This window comes from Secundilactobacillus collinoides DSM 20515 = JCM 1123 (assembly GCF_001435975.1).
In the GTDB taxonomy this organism is placed as follows: Bacteria; Bacillota; Bacilli; order Lactobacillales; family Lactobacillaceae; genus Secundilactobacillus; species Secundilactobacillus collinoides.
Genome location: NZ_AYYR01000053.1, coordinates 99,834 through 122,658, shown reverse-complemented (window position 1 = coordinate 122,658; position 22,825 = coordinate 99,834). Strand labels below are relative to the sequence as shown.

21 protein-coding genes, 1 tRNA gene and 1 pseudogene are annotated in these 22,825 nt (G+C 47.2%); 21 read left to right on the top strand and 2 right to left on the bottom strand.

What is annotated here, in order from left to right; genetic code table 11:
• Positions 1-45: 45 nt before the first annotated feature.
• From FC82_RS09410 to FC82_RS09355, 12 genes and pseudogenes are all read left to right on the top strand, one after another.
• A complete protein-coding gene (locus FC82_RS09410) occupies positions 46-480 on the top strand; it encodes a hypothetical protein (RefSeq protein ID WP_054760040.1) in 435 nt (144 codons plus the stop codon).
• 354 nt (positions 481-834) lie between these two features.
• Positions 835-3,000, top strand: coding sequence for a Tex family protein (locus tag FC82_RS09405; protein WP_056996843.1), 2,166 nt, complete (start codon positions 835-837; stop codon positions 2,998-3,000).
• Positions 2,993-3,463 (top strand): SprT family protein, encoded by a 471-nt coding sequence (locus tag FC82_RS09400; RefSeq protein WP_056996842.1) that lies wholly within the window; start codon positions 2,993-2,995, stop codon positions 3,461-3,463. The genes FC82_RS09405 and FC82_RS09400 overlap by 8 nt, the downstream gene beginning before the upstream one ends.
• Positions 3,464-3,504: 41 nt before the next feature.
• Positions 3,505-4,776 (top strand): homoserine dehydrogenase, encoded by a 1,272-nt coding sequence (locus FC82_RS09395; RefSeq protein WP_065101460.1) that lies wholly within the window; start codon positions 3,505-3,507, stop codon positions 4,774-4,776.
• A 2-nt stretch (positions 4,777-4,778) separates the two neighbouring features.
• Entirely contained in the window at positions 4,779-5,657 is an 879-nt protein-coding gene (gene thrB, locus FC82_RS09390) for a homoserine kinase (protein WP_054760046.1), read from the top strand.
• Between the two features lie 69 nt (positions 5,658-5,726).
• Positions 5,727-5,811 (top strand) — tRNA-Leu (locus FC82_RS09385).
• Positions 5,812-5,940: 129 nt separating this feature from the next.
• On the top strand, positions 5,941-6,576 hold the full coding sequence (locus FC82_RS09380; protein WP_056996841.1) for an HAD family hydrolase: 636 nt from the start codon (positions 5,941-5,943) through the stop codon (positions 6,574-6,576).
• Positions 6,577-6,730: 154 nt separating this feature from the next.
• On the top strand, positions 6,731-7,150 hold the full coding sequence (locus FC82_RS09375; protein WP_054760050.1) for a PTS sugar transporter subunit IIA: 420 nt from the start codon (positions 6,731-6,733) through the stop codon (positions 7,148-7,150).
• On the top strand, positions 7,147-7,650 hold the full coding sequence (locus tag FC82_RS09370; RefSeq protein WP_054760051.1) for a PTS sugar transporter subunit IIB: 504 nt from the start codon (positions 7,147-7,149) through the stop codon (positions 7,648-7,650). The genes FC82_RS09375 and FC82_RS09370 overlap by 4 nt, the downstream gene beginning before the upstream one ends.
• A 30-nt stretch (positions 7,651-7,680) precedes the next feature.
• Positions 7,681-8,496: a PTS mannose/fructose/sorbose transporter subunit IIC gene (locus FC82_RS09365; RefSeq protein WP_056996840.1), complete on the top strand. Its 816-nt coding sequence runs from the start codon at positions 7,681-7,683 to the stop codon at positions 8,494-8,496.
• Positions 8,497-8,508: 12 nt separating this feature from the next.
• A pseudogene (locus tag FC82_RS09360) lies at positions 8,509-9,358 on the top strand (PTS system mannose/fructose/sorbose family transporter subunit IID).
• 13 nt (positions 9,359-9,371) lie between these two features.
• A complete protein-coding gene (locus FC82_RS09355; RefSeq protein ID WP_054760053.1) occupies positions 9,372-9,698 on the top strand; it encodes a DUF956 family protein in 327 nt (108 codons plus the stop codon).
• 102 nt (positions 9,699-9,800) lie between these two features.
• Here the strand turns inward: FC82_RS09355 and FC82_RS09350 are convergent, their stop codons facing one another.
• Positions 9,801-10,913: an LCP family glycopolymer transferase gene (locus tag FC82_RS09350; RefSeq protein ID WP_056996839.1), complete on the bottom strand. Its 1,113-nt coding sequence runs from the start codon at positions 10,911-10,913 to the stop codon at positions 9,801-9,803.
• A 415-nt stretch (positions 10,914-11,328) separates the two neighbouring features.
• Here FC82_RS09350 and FC82_RS09345 point away from each other — a divergent pair, with 415 nt between their 5' ends.
• Positions 11,329-12,276: an AEC family transporter gene (locus tag FC82_RS09345; RefSeq protein ID WP_153020988.1), complete on the top strand. Its 948-nt coding sequence runs from the start codon at positions 11,329-11,331 to the stop codon at positions 12,274-12,276.
• A gap of 239 nt (positions 12,277-12,515) precedes the next feature.
• Positions 12,516-13,193, top strand: coding sequence for a 2,3-bisphosphoglycerate-dependent phosphoglycerate mutase (locus FC82_RS09340; RefSeq protein WP_054760055.1), 678 nt, complete (start codon positions 12,516-12,518; stop codon positions 13,191-13,193).
• 125 nt (positions 13,194-13,318) lie between these two features.
• Here the strand turns inward: FC82_RS09340 and FC82_RS09335 are convergent, their stop codons facing one another.
• A complete protein-coding gene (locus tag FC82_RS09335) occupies positions 13,319-14,671 on the bottom strand; it encodes a C1 family peptidase (RefSeq protein WP_082620282.1) in 1,353 nt (450 codons plus the stop codon).
• Between the two features lie 173 nt (positions 14,672-14,844).
• Here FC82_RS09335 and FC82_RS09330 point away from each other — a divergent pair, with 173 nt between their 5' ends.
• The 7 genes from FC82_RS09330 to rlmB all read left to right on the top strand — a co-directional run bounded on the left by FC82_RS09330 (position 14,845) and on the right by rlmB (position 22,735).
• Complete coding sequence (locus FC82_RS09330) at positions 14,845-15,381, top strand: dCTP deaminase/dUTPase family protein (protein ID WP_056996838.1); 537 nt, start codon at positions 14,845-14,847, stop codon at positions 15,379-15,381.
• 118 nt (positions 15,382-15,499) lie between these two features.
• The gene (gene radA / locus FC82_RS09325; RefSeq protein ID WP_056996837.1) at positions 15,500-16,870 is read left to right on the top strand and encodes a DNA repair protein RadA; all 1,371 of its coding nucleotides are present in this window, start codon (positions 15,500-15,502) and stop codon (positions 16,868-16,870) included.
• A 19-nt stretch (positions 16,871-16,889) separates the two neighbouring features.
• The gene (locus FC82_RS09320) at positions 16,890-18,101 is read left to right on the top strand and encodes a PIN/TRAM domain-containing protein (protein ID WP_054760057.1); all 1,212 of its coding nucleotides are present in this window, start codon (positions 16,890-16,892) and stop codon (positions 18,099-18,101) included.
• Positions 18,102-18,198: 97 nt separating this feature from the next.
• The gene (gene gltX / locus FC82_RS09315; RefSeq protein WP_054760059.1) at positions 18,199-19,692 is read left to right on the top strand and encodes a glutamate--tRNA ligase; all 1,494 of its coding nucleotides are present in this window, start codon (positions 18,199-18,201) and stop codon (positions 19,690-19,692) included.
• A gap of 412 nt (positions 19,693-20,104) precedes the next feature.
• Complete coding sequence (gene cysS, locus FC82_RS09310; protein WP_056996836.1) at positions 20,105-21,514, top strand: cysteine--tRNA ligase; 1,410 nt, start codon at positions 20,105-20,107, stop codon at positions 21,512-21,514.
• 11 nt (positions 21,515-21,525) lie between these two features.
• Entirely contained in the window at positions 21,526-21,948 is a 423-nt protein-coding gene (locus FC82_RS09305) for a Mini-ribonuclease 3 (RefSeq protein WP_054760061.1), read from the top strand.
• Positions 21,938-22,735, top strand: a complete 798-nt coding sequence (rlmB, locus tag FC82_RS09300; protein WP_082620281.1) for a 23S rRNA (guanosine(2251)-2'-O)-methyltransferase RlmB — start codon at positions 21,938-21,940, stop codon at positions 22,733-22,735. The genes FC82_RS09305 and rlmB overlap by 11 nt, the downstream gene beginning before the upstream one ends.
• Positions 22,736-22,825 lie beyond the last annotated feature (90 nt).

Here is a 22,825-nt window from a genome sequence, read left to right as displayed (position 1 = left end):
AATTATTATGAAACAGTATTGAAACAGATAAAGGAGTATCCAACGATGAAACCAAACAACATGGCCGGCTATTTACAAGCACTGACCAAAATTATTGAAGCCACTGATAAAACGGGCGGCGATATGAACCCGGACTTTACGAAACTGCGCCAAGCAATTGATGATAATACGGTCGCAGATCTGGATGAGACTGCCTTAACCGATATTAAAGCAACGTTTCAAACAGGGACGGATGCCTATGTCGACAACCTCAATAAGCTGCAGCAGGCCAGTGTTCCGGTTCGAATTCTTGGGAAGCACAAGCAACTGGTAGCAGCTTATCGCAACTACTCTGAAGCTTGTCAAAATATGGTGAATGCCATTGATCCGGCCACGCAGAAGATTGATGTCGACGCGTTTGACCAGTCAGAAAAAGAACAGGAAAACATGATGGAAAAGGTGACATCTGCAACCCAGCGGATCATGTCTTCAGTGATGTAAGACAACTTGTCGTAAAGGCGCTTCAGTATCGATCTGAAAATGAGGACTTATCTAAAAACCACTTCGCCTTCTGTGCGGAGTGGTTTTTAGTGTTAAAATGAAGCACATTATTTTTGAATAACTGAGGACTTGTCTGCGTAGTTAGGGGGTATTGGCGGAGGATGAAGCATAAGCGATGGGTGTTCGTGGTTGGTTGTCTGAGATTTGGTGTCGTGTTGATAGCTGCATCCTGCCTTCTCTACGATGGTTATCGCACCACTCCTTAACCGCTTTCTGCCGCACGCATAGAATTTAATAAACTCACGAAATTTTCACAATGGTATAATAAAACCACTACTCAAGAGGAAGACAATTATGGATAAAGAAATTATTAATCTTGTTAAAAAAAGTCTCACCAACTATCAAGGCCGGCAGATCGACGCCACCCTTGAGTTGTTAGGGGATAATAACACCGTCCCGTTTATTGCCCGTTACCGGAAGGAACGGACAGGTAATTTGGATGAAGTCCAGATTCGTGAGATTCAGGATGAAGCGACCCGAATTGAAAAACTCGTTCACCGGCAAGAGGAAGTTAAAAATCAAATTGAAAGTCAGGGTAAGCTGACCCCGCAATTACGAAAGACAATTGATAGTGCAACGCAGCTGCAACAGGTGGAAGATCTGTACCTGCCCTATAAACAAAAACGCAAAACGAAGGCGACAGTTGCTAAAGACGCTGGTTTAATGCCATTTGCACAGTGGTTGCTGACCTTTCCCGCCAGCGGCCTTGAAGCAAAGACACAGACGTTTATTAACGATCAGGTGCCAGACGCGGATGCTGTTTTAGCTGGTGTGCACGAAATCCTAGCTGAGGCCATTGGGGAACGTGCCGGTTTTCGCGAATGGCTGCGAAACTATGCGCGGCGCAACGGGCAGTTAACGAGTCAGGTAAAACGTAACGGGAAGGCAAACGATGAGCAGGGCGTTTATCAGACCTACTACGATTTTACCAGTCCCTATAAAGATGTGAGTGCCTACCAGACGCTTGCTGTTAATCGCGGCGAGAAGGCTGATGTCTTGACCGTAAAATTGGCAATTGATGACCAAGCGGTTGACCAGTATCTTAATTTTCAGATTATTGGCAATCGAAAAGGCCCTGCCGTTCCGGTATTGACCGCCGCTTATCAGGACGCCTATAAACGGTTCATGGGACCCGCTATTGAGCGGGAACTTCGGCGTGAATTAACAGCGACCGCAGAGACTCACGCGATTCGGGTGTTTGGCGAAAATTTGTATCATTTGCTCATGCAGGCACCAATGAAGAACCGTGTGGTTATGGGGTTTGATCCCGCCTACCGAACGGGGTGCAAACTCGCAGTGATGGACGGCAATGGCAAGTACATGGACAAGCTCGTGATTTATCCGCACAAACCGGCGAATGCAACAAAACGAGCAGCTGCAATGCCGGCGTTTCTAAAGTTCATTGAGAAGAACCATGTTGAAATGATCGCAATTGGCAACGGAACAGCTAGCCGGGAATCAGAACAGTTTGTGGCGGATGCTATCAAACAGTTGGATTGCCCCGTTCAGTACACCATCGTGAACGAAGCGGGGGCGTCCGTGTACTCAGCCAGCAAGGTTGCCCGGACTGAGTTTCCTGATTTCAACGTTGAAGAACGGTCTGCAGTCAGCATCGGTCGCCGGTTACAGGACCCGCTTGCCGAGCTCGTTAAAATCGACCCGCAAGCAGTTGGTGTTGGTCAGTATCAGCATGACGTTGCCGGCAGTGCACTGGATGAACAGCTTGACCGGGTCGTGGAAACGGCTGTCAACCAAGTGGGCGTTGATTTAAACCGGGCGAGTGTCGAGCTGTTGGCTCACATTTCAGGGTTGAATCAGACCATTGCACAAAACGTTGTTGCTTATCGAGAAGAAAACGGCGTGTTCAGCACCCGGCCGCAACTTAAAAAAGTTCCGCGGTTAGGGCCAAAAGCATATGAGCAAGCAGTTGGTTTTTTGCGGATCATTGATGGCAAAACAATTTTAGACAATACTGATATTCATCCGGAAAGCTACGCAGTTGCTAAAACTGTTCTGGACCGCCTCGACCTCAACTTATCGGATGTCGGGACGGCAAAGGTGGCTGAGGCAGTTGCCGGAGTGTCGTTAGAGACACTTAGCAATGGACTCTCCGTTGGTAATGCAACGCTGCAGGATATTTTAGACGGTCTGGCGAAGCCTGGTCGTGATTTACGGGATAATATGCCAGCGCCGCTTTTGCGAACAGACGTGCTTAAAATGAGCGATTTAAAGCCGGGGATGAAGTTGGAAGGCACTGTCCGAAACGTCGTGGATTTTGGGGCTTTCGTCGACATCGGTGTTAAACAGGATGGGCTGGTGCACATTTCGCACCTCGCCGACAAATTTGTGAGGAATCCTGCCGCTGTCGTTTCGGTGGGCGACATTGTGACGGTCTGGGTCCTTGAAGTAGATGAAAGCCGGCAACGTATCCAGCTTTCCATGGTGGCGCCTGATGACTGATCAAGAATTACAACGACTTGTGGAGACGATTTCTGAACGCGACTTTGGGAAACCTTTTCGGCACCAAGCAGTGTTTAATGCGCGGTTGAAGACAACTGGCGGCAGATATCATCTAAAAGACCATCATATTGACATTAACCCGAAAATGCTGACTGAATTTGGTGAGTCAACGCTGGAAGGCATTATTAAACATGAATTGTGCCATTATCACCTGCATTTAGCCGGTTATTCTGGCCAGCACCGTACCAAAGCGTTCCAACAACTGTTAAAATCAGTAGGAGGACTGCGTTACGCACCGAGATTGGCAACTCAAAGCAAGCGCAAGCCAAAACGCATTTTGATTTACCAGTGTGAGCAGTGCGGACAACGATTTGTGAGGCAACGGCGGGTGGACACCACGAAATTTGTCTGCAGCCGATGCCGTGGTCGGTTACTGTTGTTGCAGATTCGTGAGGCATCGTAAAAAATAAATGTATTTGATAAATAGATGAGGTGAAGGCGGTCTTGAAGAACGTTAGAATAGGGATTGTCGGCCTGGGAACGGTTGGCAGCGGCGTCGTCCGCATATTGAAAGAAGAACAAAAATTAATTGCTCAACAAACGGGATTGTCGTTTGAAATTGTGAAGGCAATAATTGCAAATCCAGATCGCAAACGGGCAGCATACTTACAGGATGTTGCTTTAGGAACGGACATTGATCAGTTGCTGGACGACAAGTCGGTTGACATTATTGTTGAGGTCATGGGCTCAGTGAACGAAGCGAAGACTTTGATTGAACGGGCGTTAACTGTCCATAAACATGTGGTGACCGCTAACAAAGATCTCATTGCCCAGTACGGTGATGAACTGGCAGAGCTTGCAACGAAAAACGGGGTCGCATTGCGCTATGAAGCAAGTGTGGCCGGTGGAATCCCGATCCTTCAGATTCTGAGAACCGCTTATAAAGCTGATCAGGTGCATACGATTGCTGGGATTTTAAACGGAACAACCAACTTTATTTTGACCCAGATGGATGAACAGGGGCTGACTTATGATCAAGCGCTGAAGGCCGCCAAGGAAAAAGGGTTTGCTGAAAGTGATCCGACCAATGACGTGGATGGCTTTGACGCCGCTTATAAGCTTGCCATTTTGACGAAGATGGCCTTTGGTATCTCGGTTCCTCAGTCAGACATTGCCATCACTGGTATTCGTGAACTGGCGATTGATGACGTGAAAGCAGCTCAGGCCGCTGGGTACGAATTAAAATTGATCGGCTTATCTGATCTGACAGCTGAGGGTATTCGGTTGGCCGTGGCGCCGATGGTGGTGCACAAGAATCAACCGATTGCGCAGATTCGCAATGAACACAACGCGGTGTTAGTCAAAAGTCAAAATATCGGAACGGCGTTGTACGTTGGCCCCGGTGCAGGTCAGCTGCCGACTGGAAACAGTGTGGTGGCCGATTTGATCCACGTTGGGCAGACCATTACTTCAAACGGGGAAGTATACCCGTTTGCACTTAAAGTGGCTGAGACACAGCCGAAACGCGTTAGCGGCAACAGCAGTTATTGGGTATTGGTCGCGACAGACGATCCAGACAGTTTGGCAGAAAACATTAAACTATCGTTCGCAGGTGCGCAGATCAGCAACGAGATGACGATTCGCGGGTTTGACCCGCACCAAGCCTGGACGAGTCTTGAAGTCACTGCGGCCAGTCTGGTGGCAGAGGCGCACTTTACAAATACAATGCAGCGTCTAGCTGATGTTAAAGCAATTTATCCGGTATTGGAGGCGTAGAAATGGGAAAAATTATTATTCGGGTACCAGCAACTTCGGCCAACATGGGTCCGGGGTTTGATTCAATCGGCATTGCGTTTCACTTGTACATGACGGTGATCGTCGAGGAAGAGACTGAGAAGTGGCGCGTTAATCATGCGTTGGGATCGGATGTTCCGACCGACGAAAACAATTTGATCGTTCAGGCAGCCCTAAAAGTTGCCCCCGATTTGAAACCGCACCAACTGAGCGTGATGTCTGACATTCCGGTCGCCCGTGGTCTCGGCAGCTCCTCAACGGCCATTGTAGCCGGGGTTAAGATTGCGGATGCTTTAGGTGAACTTCATTTGTCGCTGGCCGACCAGGTCACGATTGCAACGAGGATGGAGGGCCATCCTGATAACGTTGCCCCAGCATTGTTGGGTGATGTGGTGGTTGCCAATTTTGATGGCGAGACTGCCACGACCGTCAAATTATCGATGCCGGAACTTAAAGTATTAACGTTTATCAAGCATGAACAACTACTAACCAGTGACAGCCGAAACGCTTTGCCGGATTCGTTGCCATTAGCGCAAGCCGTCAAGGGCAGCAGTGTTGCTAACGTGGTGGTCGCCGCTTTAGCAACGGGCAACTGGGAGCTTGCCAGTCATATGATGGAACGAGATGAATTTCACGAGACCGTGCGCACAAAATTAGTGCCGGAATTACCCGTTATTCGTGAAGCTGCACATAAGTTAGGCATCTACGGCACTTATTTGAGTGGTGCTGGGCCAACCATTGCGACCTTCGGAACGGAGCCGCAATTAATTATTTTGCGCCAGAAACTCACAGACATGAATATGACCGGCAGTATGCGGATCCTAGGCATCGATCGACAGGGTACTACAGTCAACGCAGAATAGTTTTTTATACAAATTTTGCAAAAACTATTGAAAACAAGTGATATTTTTGATATATTATTTCTTGTTGATGCGGCCATGGCGGAACTGGCAGACGCGCAAGATTAAGGATCTTGTCGGGGTTTTCCCGGTGGAGGTTCGAGTCCTCTTGGCCGCATAATTAAAAACGACTTATGATTGCTTTCGAGGCGCATAGGTCGTTTTTTTAGTACGGTAACAACTTGCTTATCTAGCGTCGGAATCGATATAATACAGACAGACGACCCACGAAAAGAGAGGAACACACATGAAGACATTTATATTTGACATTGACGGGACTTTACTTGATACGGAAAGCATGTATATGAAAGCCTTAGATAAGGTCATGATTGACCACAATTTGCCGCATACATATGAAGCGCTGACCAAGACTTTCGGCATCACGAGCCTTGATGCACTTAAACAATTAAAGGTACCGGCAGAGCAGATTCCGACAATCCTGCAGGAGTGGGCCGATGAGATTCCCAATCACCAGGATGAAGTCCGGTTGTATACCGGAATCGAAGCAATGTTGAAACAGCTTCACGCCACCCCGGGAATTGACCTGGCGATTATGACCTCGAAACAAAAATATGAATTTGAACGTGATGTGACCCCGCTAGGACTAGATCAATATTTTAGTCAATTTGTGTTCTTTGAGGATACGAAACGCGGCAAGCCTGCCCCTGACCCGATTTTATTGGCGATGAAACGTGCGCAGGCTGACCCTGATGAGACCGTCTATATTGGTGACACGCAGTACGACCTGCAGGCGGCCCACGCGGCTGGAATCAAGTTTGGACTGGTGGCCTGGGGCGCAAAAAATCAGCGCGGGGTCAGCGAGGCTGACTATGTCTTGGCATTTCCAGAAGAGATCCTCAGCTTAACGACGGCTCACGCCTAAACAGATTTGCCTTGGTTACGATCCAGTTAAACCACAACTGAAAACCGTTCCAAGTCATGACTGGAAGCACTATGGTGTGATATGATTAACGAAATGATTGCGGCGTCATTATTGGCCCGCAATTAATCAATTGATACGCAGGGGAGGACACAGCATGATCGCGATGATCGTTGCGAGTCATGGTGACTTTGCAAGCGGTATTTTACAGTCAGCAACCATGATCTTCGGCAAACAAGCCAAGGTGACGGCTGTGACGTTTCAAGCTTCTGAAGGACCAGCTGATTTGAAGAAAAAGTATGAACAGGCACTTAATGCGTTTGATAAGGACGACCAAGTGTTGTTTTTGGTCGATCTTTGGGGCGGGACGCCGTTTAACGTGGCCAGCCAGTTAGTGGCTCAAGACACAGCGCGAATGGCGTTGCTGACTGGTTTGAATTTACCAATGATGATCGATGCGTACACGTTGCGTGAGCAGCCGCTCGCCGATGTTGTCACGCACCTTGAAAATAGTGGTCGCAAGGGTATTCGCCACCTCGACCTGACAAATTCTGAAGAAGAGGATGACTTACTATGACCATGGATATTCGTTTGGCACGGGTAGACAGTCGTCTGCTGCACGGGCAGGTGGCTACGGTGTGGACAAGTACTGTGACGCCCAACAGAATCTTAGTGGTGTCAGATGGCGTGGCGCAGGACAAGTTGCGCAAAACACTGATCACCCAGGCTGCGCCCGCTGGGGTGAAGGCCAACGTTATTACCGTAAACAAGATGATTCAAATTTTCCAAGACCCGCGGTTCGACGTTTTTAAATCGTTGATTTTGACGGAAACGGTTCAGGATATGGTTGCGCTAGTTAAGGGCGGTGTTGACCTGAGTCGCACTGGCGTTAATATAGGCTCATTGTCGTATCAAGATGGGATGACCATGCTAACGGATGCGATTGCGGTAGACCAAGCCGCTGTTGATGCCATCCGGTATCTCCATGATGACGCACACCTCGATGTGTACGCCCAAAAGGTTCCGGCTGATAAGAAGCAGGATTTGAGCGTTCTATTGACGAAAAAGGGTCTTTAATAGCACTAGCGTGACGGGAGGAATCATTGAATGAGCACGCTTGTAGTGGTCAGCATGTTAATAATTGCCTTTTTGGCCGGTGTGGAAGGTATTCTTGATGAATGGGGCTTTCACCAGCCGCTTGTAGCCTGTACCTTGGTCGGGATTGCTACTGGACACATTGCAGCCGGCGTGCTGTTAGGCGGCAGTCTTCAATTGATTGCGCTGGGCTGGATGAACATTGGGGCAGCGGTGTCACCGGACGCCGCTTTAGCTTCGGTCGTTGCGGCCTACCTGGTTTGCGGGCCAGCGCACGTCAGTACTGCTATGGGAATTGCCATTGCGGTTCCTGTCGCTGTATGTGGCCAGATTTTTACGAAACTCGTGCGTATCTTAGTCGTCAAACTCGTCCACGTTGCTGATCATCAGGTAGCTCGGGGGAATCTGAACAATGTTTCCTGGCTGCACCTGACAAGCTTAGCACTGCAGGGGTTACGTGTTGCGGTGCCAATGGGCGCTGTCATGCTGATTCCTACGCAGTTGATTCATACGGGACTGGATGCCATCCCAGCGGTTATTACAAACGGGTTAGCAGTTGCGGCAGGATTCATTGTGGTCGTCGGTTATGCCATGTTGATCAACATGATGGCCAGCAAGGCACTGTGGCCGTTTTTCTTCATTGGGTTTGCCCTGGCGGCAGTCAAGGCATTGAACATGGTTGCGCTTGGGGTGATTGGCGTTTGTTTAGCCATTATTTATATTCAGTTATCACCGCAGCACCATGATAATGGGACTGGCGGCGGTTCAGCTTCCGACCCGCTTGACGAAGAGCTGGATGATCTGGATCGTGAACTAGAAGACCTATAGTGAGGCATGAACATGACAAATAAACAACAAACGCCGCGGCAATTGACCCGCGGCGATTTATTATCAGTATTTTGGCGGTCAGGTTTTGAACAGGCTTCGTGGAACTACGAGCGGATGCAAAATTTAGGGTTTGCCTACGTGATGGTGCCGGCCATCAAACGGTTATACCCGGATAAACAAGATCAGATCGAGGCCATGCAACGCCACCTGGCATTTTTTAACACGATGCCGTACATGCAGTCAACGGTAACGGGCGTTGTGCTTGCCATGGAAGAACAAAAGGCAAACGGTGCATCCATTACTGGCGATGAGATCAGCAGCACAAAAATCGGCATGATGGGGCCGTTAGCCGGTATTGGCGACCCGGTTTGGTGGGGCACGTTGCGACCGGTATTAGCGGCCTTTGCAGTCGGCTTGATCAAGGGTGGTACCGGTCTGTTAGGCCCCGCAATTTTCTTCTTTGGCTGGAATATCATGCGGTTGGTGTTTCGCTGGAAGACCCAACAGCTGGGCTACCGCGAGGGGACGGATATTGTCCGGGTTCTCAGCGGCAATCTTATTCCGAAACTGACCCAGGGGGCCTCAATCGTCGGAATGTTCATTATGGGCGTGCTGGTGCCGCGCTGGACGACCATTTATTTCCCAGGGACTATCGCTCACGTCTATGTTAATGGCCATTTAAACCGTCTGACAGGGCAGGGACTGCTAGACCAGTTAATTGCCTGGTATTGTTGCACTGGCGTTGACACTGGGCTGTTTTTGGCTTCTCAGACACCGGGTAAAACCGCTTTGGCTGATTATTGCGTTATTTATTATCGGCATCCTTGGGTACTGGTCGGGGTTACTAGGATTAGCGGCCTAATGAGGTGACGAAGATGCAAAATGACAGTGAGTACGTGACGGTCAAAGCTAATTATTTCAAAACAGGGCTTCACGCGTATGCTGGTGAGCTGACACTTGGCAATCGCGGTTTAGTGTTTGACGCGCAAACAATGGGCAAAATAACCATTCCCTACGTTCAAATGCGGGTGGTGTGGGTTCAAGTCGTCCTCCGCCATTTTTATCGCGGCATTATCGTGGAAGCACCAGACGGCCGTCAATTCCACTTTGTGACCAGCCGAACCCGTCAGCTGCTGCACGTTTTGAATCACTATTTACCGACGGGCACAGTGCGGCATTACCGCGCAAAAACAAAACGTTAACCAGTGATGGTCAAGATGGTATTTTTACTGATAAGCGACTGATAAATTATGAACACAAAAAGGACTTGGAAATTGTTTTCCAAGTCCTTTTTAGTACTACAATTAATATCCGGTATACCCGTTTGTTGACCCGCCCTGAGTTGTCGTACCGGTAGTTGAGCTCGTGTATGAACTGTCATCACCAGTACCAGTGGAACTCGAAGTGAGTTTTGATGATTTTTTCAAATCAAGCGTCGTGCGAATATGGTTTGAAATTTTTTGTAATTCAGTAAGCGTTGGAATCTGGTAGGAAATACCATCAATCATGGCATCCTCTCCCTGTAAGGTTTCAGACTTAATATGGTGCGTTGCATCGCCGTAACGGCTTCTGATCGTAATCATGTCATTAAACGTCATATCTGTCTTCAAGTTACCGTTCAATGAATTCAAAATGGTCTTATACCGGGTCAATGAGGAAATGCCCATGCCCTTGATAACCAGTTTTTGAATGATTTGCCGTTGTCGCTTCTGACGGCCGTAATCGCCGAGTGGATCTTCTTCACGCATCCGTGAATAATCCAGTGCCTGTTTTCCGTTCAGGGTCACTTTCTTCCCCTTCGTCACGTTGGCAGCACCGTACTTGAAAGTCAGCGTAGGGGTGACGGTGACGCCCCCAACTGCGTTGACCATCTTTTCCAGTCCGCCCATGTTGACGATGGCGTAAAAGTCAATTGGCACATCGAGCAACGTTTGGACAGTGTCGACTGCGGTTGATGCACCGCCGATAGTGTAGGCAGCGTTGATCTTCTCATATGACTGTGAATCGCCATCGATTTGGACCCGCGTATCACGCGGGATACTGGTCAAGTAAGCCGTTTTTTTCTGCGGATTGACAGTTGCGATGATCATGGTATCGGTCCGGCCGGTATCGTGCCGGCCTAGAGCGCCAGTATCGGTTCCCATTAACAAGATTGAAAATGGTTTACCGTTTTTTAACACGGCAGAGACGTTTCGCAACTTTTTAACATTTCCTGAATCATACGTTTTGTTAAAGGTGGTCTTTGCGGTGTTATACATATGATACCCGTAAGCAATTCCACCAGTAACGACAATCAGGACGATAATGAGCAGGCTCCACAGCAAACCATGATGTTTCTTAGGCCGTCGTTTAAAGTGTTGCGTGTCACTACGTCGTGAATATTCCCCTGGATCCTGATTCGAATTATTAGATGACATATACTTTCCTCGCCTTTTAAATCTTCCTGCATTATATGGCAAAATCTTGACAGACTCTAAACATTTGGTAAAGTTTTAAAAGATTTTAACAAATTGATGCGCCTACTTGTCTAACCTTACCATTACATCATAAAACGACTGGATAGTAAATGAATCTTTAACAAGTTGAAGTGGTTGACCGAAAAATGTCTGACTGATAAAAAATGGCATTCTGGTTCATCTTTTGACTTTTAGTGTGGGGATGCGTCCTGCGTTATTATATATTAGAAAAATTCACAGGATTCTTTTGGTGCCCGCCTATCACCGTAAGCGGTTTCCCACAAAGAATTTTGCGCGGACCTGAAATCAGGTGATAGAGTTGTGCTATAATGAAAATTAATTTTTAATGTGAGAATTGATTGGAGGTGAGTCAAAAATGTTGTTGCTGTTCGCTCATAGTGTAGCGGGCGTGGTCGAAATCTTGATAATGATTGCGTTGGGCTACCTGCTGACAAACTTGGGTTGGTTTGACGAGAAGGCAAGCAAATTAATTGCCCGGTTGGTGACCCAGGTTGCGCTGCCAGCCTATATGGCGTACACGATTGTTGATAAATTTACGTTCAAACGGCTGATCAGTACGTTGCCGGATCTCCGGTTTCCTGTCCTGTCAATGATGATCTTGTTCGTAATATCGATCGTGTTTGCTCGGGTGCTACATATTAAAAAGACTCACGTGGGCCTTTTTGAATCAATGTTCTTTAATTCTAATACGGTGTTTGTCGGTTTGCCGGTCAACGTTGCGTTGTTCGGTGAAGCAAAGAGTCTGCCATACATTTTGGTTTATTACATGGCTAACACCACGATTTTTTGGACATTGGGTGTTTATTTGATTCAACGTGATGGGCAGGGGGATTACAAATTCAGTTTATCCCAAACTCTGAAAAAGGTCTTTTCACCACCATTGCTTGGATTTATGGTCGGCGTTGTGTTGGTCTTATTGAAGATTCAATTGCCCAAATTCATTATGGCTGATTTGAACTACGTCGGCGGTTTAACAGTGCCGTTATCGATGATTTTCATTGGGATTGCCGTGGCGAATGTCAGTTTGCACGATTTGACACTCACGAGAGCCAATCTCGGTATTTTATTCGGTCGGTTTCTTGCTGCCCCTGCACTGATGTCATTGTTGGTACTGCCCACTGCAATGCCGATCATGATGAAGCAGGTCTTTATCATTCAATCCGCAATGCCAGTTATGACAAACGCGCCGGTTGTTTCAAAATTATACGGAGCGGATTCAAGTTTCGCCGCCGTTATGGTTACTGAAACAACGTTATTGAGTTTGCTGGTTATCCCGATATTGATGGTGTTGTTGAATAAGTAGCGTGGGACAGCGGTTTTTTCGCTACTATGGAAAACAGCATTGTCGCTGTTAAAATAAAAAGACGACATATAATAGGGGCCATTTGGTCTTTGTTGTAGGTCGTCTTTTTATGCAGATCAGTCAACAAAATATTCCCTAGTGGACGAAATGACACCATTTTATGCCGCCTAACTTGTTAAACGCCCCTAACCCTAGTAAAATCTGTGTATGAATGAGCATTTAGAAATGAGGGAAAGAGAATGTCTAAATTAGTAATTCTACGTCACGGTGAAAGCGAAGCAAACCGGGATAATATTTTTACCGGGTGGAGTGACGTTTCCCTAACAGAGAAGGGGATTCGTCAAGCACACGAAGCCGGTCAGCTGATTGCCCACGACGGAATCATGTTTGACCACATGCACACATCAATGCTGAAACGGGCCATAATGACTGCACACATTGTGTTGGAAGAAACCAATCAGCTGTACGTGCCTGAAACGAAATCTTGGCGGTTGAACGAACGTCATTATGGTGCCTTGCGCGGGCAGTATAAGGAGCGCGTCAGAAAAGAGGTTGGCGACAAGCAGTTTAAACTCTGGCGCCGAAGTTACAAGGTCGTGCCGCCGCTCTTGGATGAACCTGATAAGGATCCGCGTTACGTCAGTCTTGGCGTCACGGAACCGCGTGGCGAGAGCCTGGAAATGGCTTATGACCGCCTAATGCCTTACTGGCAAGATCAGATTGCCCCCCGGCTGCTGGACGGTCATAATCAGCTCGTTGTGGCCCATGGCAGTACCTTGCGCGCATTGATCAAGTATATTGAACAAATTGACGATCAGGCGATTGATCATTTGGAAGTTCCGAATGGATTGCCAATCTGTTATACGTTTGATGAGCAACTCAACGTTACGGATAAACAAATTTGGGGTCAGGCGTAAACAGCATTAAAAAGGACCTGAGAAGTCGGTTGATTTCTCAGGTCCTTTTACACATCGGTTATTTGAATCGGACAACACCCAGCCACTGAGGAACGGGGGTTCTGTGTTAGCGGATACCGCAGCGTTTAGTTTGCGGCCAAGGCACCCATTGGATCCCATGGCAACAGGACAGTTGGTTCTTCGGCTTGCGCCTTTAACTGGTCTTCGCTGAAGTACTTCTTGTTTACAACGACTTGGTAACAGAATTCATCCATCCAACGGTCGCTCATAACGAAGAAGCCCTTTGAGCCGACCTTGTCGCCCCAGCTGTTTTCAACTTTCCACTTCGTTGGCTTACCGTCAACCAAGTCAACGCCAGTTAGTACCATGGCGTGGGTCATCAAACTTTCAGCGTAGTCAAGACGTTCAGCCTTGGTCATGGTAAGATCAGTGCCGAGCAGCTCGTTTTTGTTGTAAGCATTGAGGTCCATGATACCCTTTTGACGGTCAGATGATTGGCCAACATCACAGCCGAACCAGACGCTTTGACCGTCTTGAAGCTGTTTGATAGCCAAAACCTTGAAATCGGCCATGGTCACGTTTAAATGCTTCACTTCACGACCGCCAAGAACGTTGCCTAACATTTCAATTGTGTAGGTCTTGTTGTAAGGCTTGTCATCGGTTGGCGCATTGATCACTGAAACGTAATCGTTGAGATCCCAACCAACGTACTTGTCGTAGAAACTCTTTGGAGTCAAGCCTTTGTCGAGGTGGTAATTGTGATCATCGTCTCGGTATTCAAAGTCAAAGGTTTGCGCTGGTTCGCCCAGGGTGTAGCAAAGGATATTGTACACTTCCCCGAGCATGGTGTCGCGGGCGGATGCAATATCGGCATCACTAGCATTTTCTGCACTTAATTGACGCAGTTTCACTGCATCTTTGCGTAGTTTTTTGTTAAGGACCTTGTTAAGTTCGGCCGATTTAGAACTGCTGTAGGTTTCAGGCATCACTGACTTTGGCACGATGCCGTACTTTTCAATGATGGCACACAGCATGTCCCACTGACCGCCGTCCTGTTGCGGCGTGGTCATTAAAAAGGCAACCTTTCGGCTATCGAGCGGCTGATCCGCGGTGTTGAGGACGTTTTGATAGAAGTAGTTGGCCTTTTCAAACTTGTCCCAGAAGAAGGTGTAGTTTTGAGAAAGTTCAAAGTCGGTCAGTTTGAACAGATCGGCTAAGTGATGGCGCATCGTGTTCAACGCTGCGAACATCCAACAGCGGCCACTTTGCTTTTGATTGGCCACTTTTCCAGTATCCAGATCAATTGAAAAAACGGGTGACATATCCGTATCTGACGCGTAATCGGCACTGGTAGCCAAGATGCCCTGGTGGGTCACGGCACGTTCGATGACCTTCGCATCCTTGCGCTGATTAAATTGGTCTTGGTAACGTGAAATTTGATTGCTGCTGATGGCAGCGTTAGTTGAAATTTGACTCAAACGACTCACACTCCCTTATTAGTATTCTCTCATTGTACCCCAATTTGCTGGGTCATGGAACTCAATTGACGCGTCGTTTTGCGAAACGATTCGGGGTGTTTTCGTGAGGTGGATAGTGTAAGATATAGAGAAGTGTTTTGAGTTATTTCTGAGAATTGAAAGGAGTTTATGACATGACACGGGGTTTTGAAGTTGTTTCATCATACGCGGATAAGGATGTGCATGTGCCGTACCGAACGACTAAGCAGGCTGCTGGTTATGATTTTGAAAGTGCGGTCGATTTTACAGTGCCCTCTATTTGGAAACTGAATTTTTTAAGGGTGCTGTGGGCAATCCGGCACCAGAAAGATGTGATCGAGGAAGAGGCAGTCAAGGCTAGGGCGATATTAAAACCATTCTTGATTCCAACGGGTATTAAAGCCTATATGGGCGCCGATGAGGTCCTTATTTTAGCTAACCGGTCCAGCAACCCGTTGAAACGGGGACTGGTCATTCCAAACGGTATCGGTGTGATTGATGCAGACTATTACAACAATGACAATAATGAAGGCGAAATTTTCATGCAGGTCTTGAACTTCGGTCTGACTGACACACTGGTCAAGAAGGGCGACCGGATCGGCCAAGGCATTTTTCTAAATTATCTGACAGCGGACAATGAAATTCAGCCAAAACAGCAACGCAAGGGTGGATTCGGTTCGTCCGGCCAGTAATTTTAAGAAGGGCTTAAGCCGAAACGTTAACCAGCCAAGAAGCCCGATATTATGCTAAAATAGAGATTGGTTAGTAATAGTCAAAGTGGCCAAGAATGTCTTTTTAGGAGGAACCAGATTGGCAAAAGCAAAAACGCAATTTATTTGTCAAAATTGTGGGTATCAAGCGCCCCGATTTTTAGGACGTTGTCCGAACTGCGGCAAGTGGAATACACTTGTTGAAGAAGTTGTTGAATCAACCGCATCACCTGTTTCTCATGCAAGGGTGTCCGGTACTTTGACCAAACCAGAAAAATTAGCAGCCGTTTCAACTGAGAAGGAACCGCGTGTCAAAACCAAGATGGCGGAGTTGAACCGTGTTTTAGGTGGCGGTGTCGTTCCTGGGTCACTTGTCTTGATTGGCGGTGATCCGGGGATTGGTAAGTCGACATTACTATTACAAGTTTCGGGTCAGCTCAGTCAGACCGGCGGGACCGTGCTGTATGTTTCCGGTGAGGAAAGTGCTAACCAAATTAAGATGCGTGCTAATCGCTTAAGTGTCGCAAGCGACAATCTTTACCTGTACCCGGAAACGGATATGGGCCGAATCAAGGAAAATATTGCGTCGATGAAACCGGATTATGTCGTCATTGATTCTGTGCAGACGATGTCGGAACCAGATATCCAGTCGGCTGTCGGGTCGGTTTCACAAATCCGGGAGGTCACAGCCGAACTGATGCGGATCGCAAAAACGCAAGGGGTGACCATCTTCGTTGTTGGCCATGTGACCAAGGGCGGCGCGATTGCCGGACCAAAGATCTTGGAGCATATGGTGGACACGGTGCTCTACTTTGAAGGGAATCTGCACCATACCTACCGAATCTTACGGGCCGTTAAGAACCGGTTTGGTTCAACTAACGAACTCGGCATCTTTGAGATGCAGGAGGATGGGTTGAAAGAAGTTAAGAACCCGTCAGAAATTTTCCTTGAGGAAAGATTGGCGGATGCCACTGGCTCATCAATCGTTGTTTCCATGGAGGGGACACGCCCAATCTTAGTTGAAATTCAAGCGCTGATTACACCGTCTGTCTTTGGCAACGCCCAACGCACAGCATCGGGTGTTGACCGTAACCGAGTTTCCCTGATCATGGCTGTTCTGGAAAAGCGTGCAAGCATTATGCTGCAAAACCAGGATGCTTACATCAAGGCCGCTGGTGGGGTCAAACTGGATGAACCAGCAATTGACCTTGCGCTGGCAATCAGTATTGCCAGTTCATACCGTGACCAAGGGACCAACCCGGATGAATGTTACGTTGGCGAGATTGGGTTGACCGGGGAAATTCGGCGGGTAAATCGAATTGAAACTCGGATCAACGAAGCCCAGAAACTCGGGTTCAAAAAGATTTATGTGCCAAAGAACAATTTGAAGGATTGGACCACGCCGACCGGCATTGAAGTTGTTGGTGTCACAACGATCAGACAAGCATTGAAATTGATTTTACCAAAATGATAATACGGAGGTGCATTCATTGAAGGAAAAGAAGTCGAATAAAGTACGACTCATTATTCAAATAGTTTTTGCAGTGGTCGGGCTTGGTATTGGTGCGGTATACGTACCCGTTATTTGGGCAATCGCCGGCCAAGCGGCCAATAGTTGGTACAATAACGTCTTAACAAACTCATTGATTGGGGCACTAGTGTTTTGGCTATTATCCCTATTATTATCAGGTTTCATCGAACGCCTGATCAATGATTTTGAAAAGACACTCTCGTCAAAGAGCCCAGCTTACCTGTTCTTTGGCAGTGTCTCAATGATTATTGGGTTGGTGTTAGCCATTCTGATTTCAACCCCACTGACGCGAATTGATTCTCCGCTCTTCAGCGGTATCATTCCAATCGTGTTGATGATGCTTTTTGGCTATCTCGGTTTTCGGATCGGGACGACCAAACGTGATGAATGGCGGCGCCTGTTTCAATTTCGAACACGGAAGGGTCCGGAGGGTGTCGCAGATGGCAGTGAAACAATCATTGATAAACCCATTGATAAGAACTACCACCACTACAAGATCCTCGATACGAACATCTTGATTGACGGCCGAATCTACGACCTCGTCAAAACCGGGTTCATCGAAGGCACGTTACTGGTGCCGAACTTTGTCCTGTACGAACTGCAGTACATTGCTGATTCCAGTGACAGCATCAAGCGGGTTCGTGGCCGTCGCGGTTTGGACATTTTAAACAAACTCCAGAATGAAAATATCGTCCCGATTGAAATGTACGAGGGCGATTATGATGATATTTCAGAAGTGGACAGTAAACTGATTCGGTTGGCAAAGGATGTCAACGGCATTATTGTGACCAACGATTATAACCTGAACAAAGTCATCGAGTTCCAAAACGTCCAAGTTCTGAATATTAACGCATTGGCGAATGCCTTGAAACCGCGGGTCATTCCTGGTGAACACCTGAATGTGATGGTGGTTAAGAATGGGACCGAACGGCAACAAGGGGTCGCTTACCTTGATGATGGGACCATGGTGGTCGTAGAAGACGGCCGATTCTACCTGAGCCAGCACTTAGACGTAGTAGTTACTTCAGCCATTCAAACCGATGCTGGGCGGATGATTTTTGCTAAGCCTGCCCATTCTCAAAATGAAATTACTGAGAAGTCAGAGGGTGAGAAAAAAACGACTCACCAGCAAAATAATCGGAAACAAAATGGCAAGAAGCAGGGGAAGTAACTTTTCTTTTTTAATATTCCATTGTACACTGTTATTTGATGTGACAAATTAGCGGTGAATAACCGAGAGATTAATAAATTGAGAGGCGGAAACTACATTGGCAAAAGATTCAATTCGCGTTCGTTATGCACCTAGTCCAACTGGTCACTTGCATATTGGTAACGCCCGAACAGCGCTGTTTAACTATTTGTTTGCACGGCACTACAAGGGAAAGTTCATTATTCGTATCGAGGATACCGATACGAAACGAAACGTTGCAGATGGTGAAAAAAGCCAGCTGGACAACCTGCGTTGGTTAGGTTTGGACTGGGATGAAGGTCCCGACAAACCTGGTGATGTTGGTCCCTACCGGCAATCAGAACGGACAGAAATCTACAAGCCTTACATTCAACAGTTATTGGATGAAGGAAAAGCCTACAAGTCATACAAGACTGAGGACGAATTGGAAGCTGATCGTGAAGCGCAACGCGCACGTCACGAAATGCCGCATTACGAATACGAATATGCTGGCATGAGCGATGACGAGATCCAGGCTAAGATGGCTGAAGCAGAAGCTAACGGCTTAAAGCCTGTCATTCGTTTCCGTGTTCCAGAACACAAGACCTATTCATGGGATGACATGGTTAAGGGCAAGGTGTCCTTTGAATCGGATACCATTGGTGGTGACTTTGTTATCGTGAAGGCGGATGGCATTCCAACCTACAACTTTGCGGTTGTTTTGGATGATCATTTGATGAAAATCAGCCATGTTTTCCGTGGCGACGATCACGTCGCCAACACCCCTAAGCAATTGATGGTGTACGAAGCATTCGGCTGGGAAGCACCTAAGTTCGGCCACATGAGCCTGATTATCAGTAAGGACACTGGTAAGAAACTGTCCAAGCGTGATGAAACGGTGCTTCAATTTATTGAACAATACCGTAAACTCGGTTACTTGCCAGATGCGTTGTTGAACTTTATTATTCTCTTGGGCTGGTCCCCAAAGGGCGAAGAAGAGATCTTCTCCCTGAAGGAATTTGTGAAGATGTATGATGAAAAACGGTTAAGTAAATCACCAGCAACTTTTGATAAGAAGAAGCTGGAATGGATCAACAACCAGTACGTGAAGTCCTCAGATGAGGATGTCGTCATGGATCTGGCACTTCAACAATTGATTGAAGCCGGAAACATTGAGGAGAACCCAGATGCTAAGACCGTTGAATGGGCTCGTAAACTCATCAATGTCTACAAGCAGCAAATGAGTTACATGGCGCAGATCAACGAAATGGCTGATGTGTTCTTCCATGAACCTGCTGAAGTTTCTGGCGACGCTTTAGCGGAAATTTCAAACGAGACGGCGCCGGTTGTCTTGAAGGAATTTTCAAAGCGTATCAAAGACTTACCGATCTTTGATAAGGTGAAAATTTTGGCTACTATCAAAGCAATCCAAAAGGACACCGGTATTAAGGGCCGTCAGCTCTGGATGCCGATCCGGATTGCTGTGACACACGAAATGCACGGGCCTGAATTGCCAGAATCAATCGAACTGGTTGGTCGTGACAAGACCCTGGAACACGTTGCGCAAACTTTGAAACAATTAGAAAATCTGTAAACTTTTGAGATAATTTTAGGGATATGAAAAGAATCCGTTGCCGAATGGTGCGGGTTCTTTTTTTGGGGAGCGGGGAGGGCAGCTTTAAAGACAGAGTGTCACTTAACGAATGGTGGACCCATCGTGTCAGTGCCTCATATTCAACTGCTGGCGGTTTTGGGACTAGTGAAGCGCCCGGTCACAACATGGGGTGCTTAACATGGGGTGCTTAATGTGACGTTGAACTGTTTTCAGGGAAACAAAAGGCTCCCGTATAAGCAGCTTTAGCTCTAAAAGACAAGTTCGAGATTTTAACTCTGAAGTTACTAGTACACCGCCCTTTAAACGCGCCCTTCCAAACGCCGTCTCCTTTCACACTCCCACACATTATGCTAAAATGAATTTACGATTAATCGGAAGGGGAACTGCGTACATGTTAAAAGTTTTTAATACGCTCACAAGGCAAAAAGAAGTGTTCACACCCATTACCTCTGGAATCGTGAACATGTACGTCTGTGGGCCCACAGTCTACAATTACATTCACATTGGCAACGCGCGCAGTGCGATTGCCTTTGATACGATTCGCCGTTATTTTGAATATAAAGGATACCATGTCAACTACGTCTCAAACTTTACAGATGTTGACGATAAAATGATTAAAGCTGCTAAGGCCGCTAATACCACTGTCCCGGCCATTGCTGAAAAATATATTAATGCGTTTATGGAAGACACGAATGCACTGAACATTGAGCCGGCAACGAAACACCCGCGCGCGACAGAAAACATCAAGGATATTATTGCTTTCGTGCAGGCACTGGTTGCAAAGGGTTATGCTTACGAAGCTGAAGGGGACGTGTATTACCGAGCCCGCAAGTTTAAGGACTACGGTAAGTTGTCTCACCAAAATATCGATGATCTCGAAGTCGGCGCAAGCCAGCACACTGATCCCGAAGAAGTTGCCCGCAAAGAAGACCCCATTGATTTTGCACTCTGGAAGGGTGCAAAGGGCGACGAGATCTCCTGGGATTCACCTTGGGGCAAAGGGCGACCCGGCTGGCATATTGAGTGCTCAGTAATGGCCACCAAATACCTAGGGAATAATTTCGACATTCACGGTGGCGGGCAGGACTTAACCTTCCCGCACCATGAAAATGAAATTGCCCAGAGTGAAGCAAAAACTGGCGAAAAGTTTGCCAATTATTGGCTCCACAATGGGTTTGTGACCGTGGGTGACGATAATGAAAAAATGAGTAAGTCACTGGGTAATTTTGTGATGGTCCATGATCTGCTCAAAAAAGAAGATCCGCAAGTATTGCGGTTCTTCATGGCGACCACACAGTATCGGCGTCCTATCCAATACACGCAGGCTAACCTAGAAGATGCCAATAATAATTTGAAACACCTTCAGACGGCGTTCAACAATTTGCACTATCGCCTTGATGATGCAGAAGAAGGCAACGACCCGAAAACAGAACAGGAAATTCGTCAGATCGAAGCTGATTTTATTGATGCGATGGACGACGATTTTAATGTGCAGAATGGCATTGCTGAGGTTTATGAACTTGCTAAATTGGCCAATGTTTATGCGGAACGGCCGGTTGTGTTCAAGGACAGCATCGCTTTTATTTTGAAGACGCTGACAGAATTAGTAAATATTTTCGGCATTAAATTAAAAGCCGAAACACTGAATGATGATGGGGTCGAATCCCTGATTCAGGAACGCATTGACGCGCGTAAAAATCGCGATTTTGCGCGCAGTGATGAAATTCGCGCACAGCTTAAGGCCCAGGGCATTATTCTTGAAGATACGCCTCAGGGAACCCGTTGGCATCGCGAATCGTAGAAGGGGACAGTATGAGCGAGGAAACACAAGGTAATTATCAGCAGCTTAACGGTATCGCGTTAGCTTACATGGGCGATGCCATCTATGAAGTTTTTATTCGGCGGCACCTGATTGAAGCAGGACTAACCAAACCGACTAAATTGCATCATCAGGCAACGAACTATGTGTCTGCTAAAGCACAGGCTGCGCTGATCGATAAGATGACCCAGGATGCCATTTTGACCGACACAGAGCAGGATTATTTTCACCGCGGACGTAATGCTAAAAGCTACACGCACGCCAAAAATACAAGTGTGTTAACGTATCGCGTATCCACAGGGTTTGAAGCCCTGTTCGGGTACCTTTACCTTAGTGAGCAAATGGATCGCCTTAACTGGCTGGCACACTGGTGTATTGAACAGGTTGAATCAGGGAGCTTAGTAAATGAAGACTAATAACGAAAAACCAGCAAAAAAGCCAGTCGAACCCGTCGCCGAAACCGAGGAACAGACCGATTTTATTATTGGCCGGCACCCAGCGGTATCAGCTTTGAAGAGCGACCAAGACATTAATAAGGTCTTTATTCAAGAGGGCTTGAAGAACGATATTATTGACGACATTATTAAATTAGCTAAGAAGCGGAAGCTCATTGTTCAAATGGTACCAAAGTCAAAGCTTGAGCGACTAGTCCCCGGTGAAAACCATCAGGGCGTTGTTCTGGCGGTGGCAGCGTATCATTATGCCACGATCGATGACCTTTTTGACAACGCAGCCAAGACTGACCAGCCACCGCTTTTCCTGATTCTTGATGACATTAATGATCCGCATAACTTAGGGTCAATCATGCGGACGGCTGACGCGGTTGGCGCTCATGGCATCATTATTCCAAAGCGCCGGGCTGTCGGGTTGACCTCGGTGGTTGCCAAGACATCGACCGGTGCTATCGAATACATGCCAGTTGCCCGGGTCACCAATTTAGTGAATACGGTCAAGGAATTAAAGGACCGCGGTTTATGGATCTTTGGAACCGACATGAAGGGAACGGATTATCGGCACTTTGATGCGAAGGGTCCGGTCGGCATCATCATTGGCAATGAAGGCAAAGGTATTTCACCGTTGTTGAAAAAATCAGTGGACGAAATGCTGACCATTCCGATGGTCGGCCACGTTCAGAGCTTGAATGCCAGTGTGGCAGCAAGCCTTCTAATGTATCAAGCCTTTCAATCTCGAAACCCGCTTTAGGTGAATAGAATTGAACATATGGCGCGTTTGGAAGCAGAAATTCGGCGAGAATTTTTGCTTCTTTCGCTATCTTGACTAAATATTTCGGGT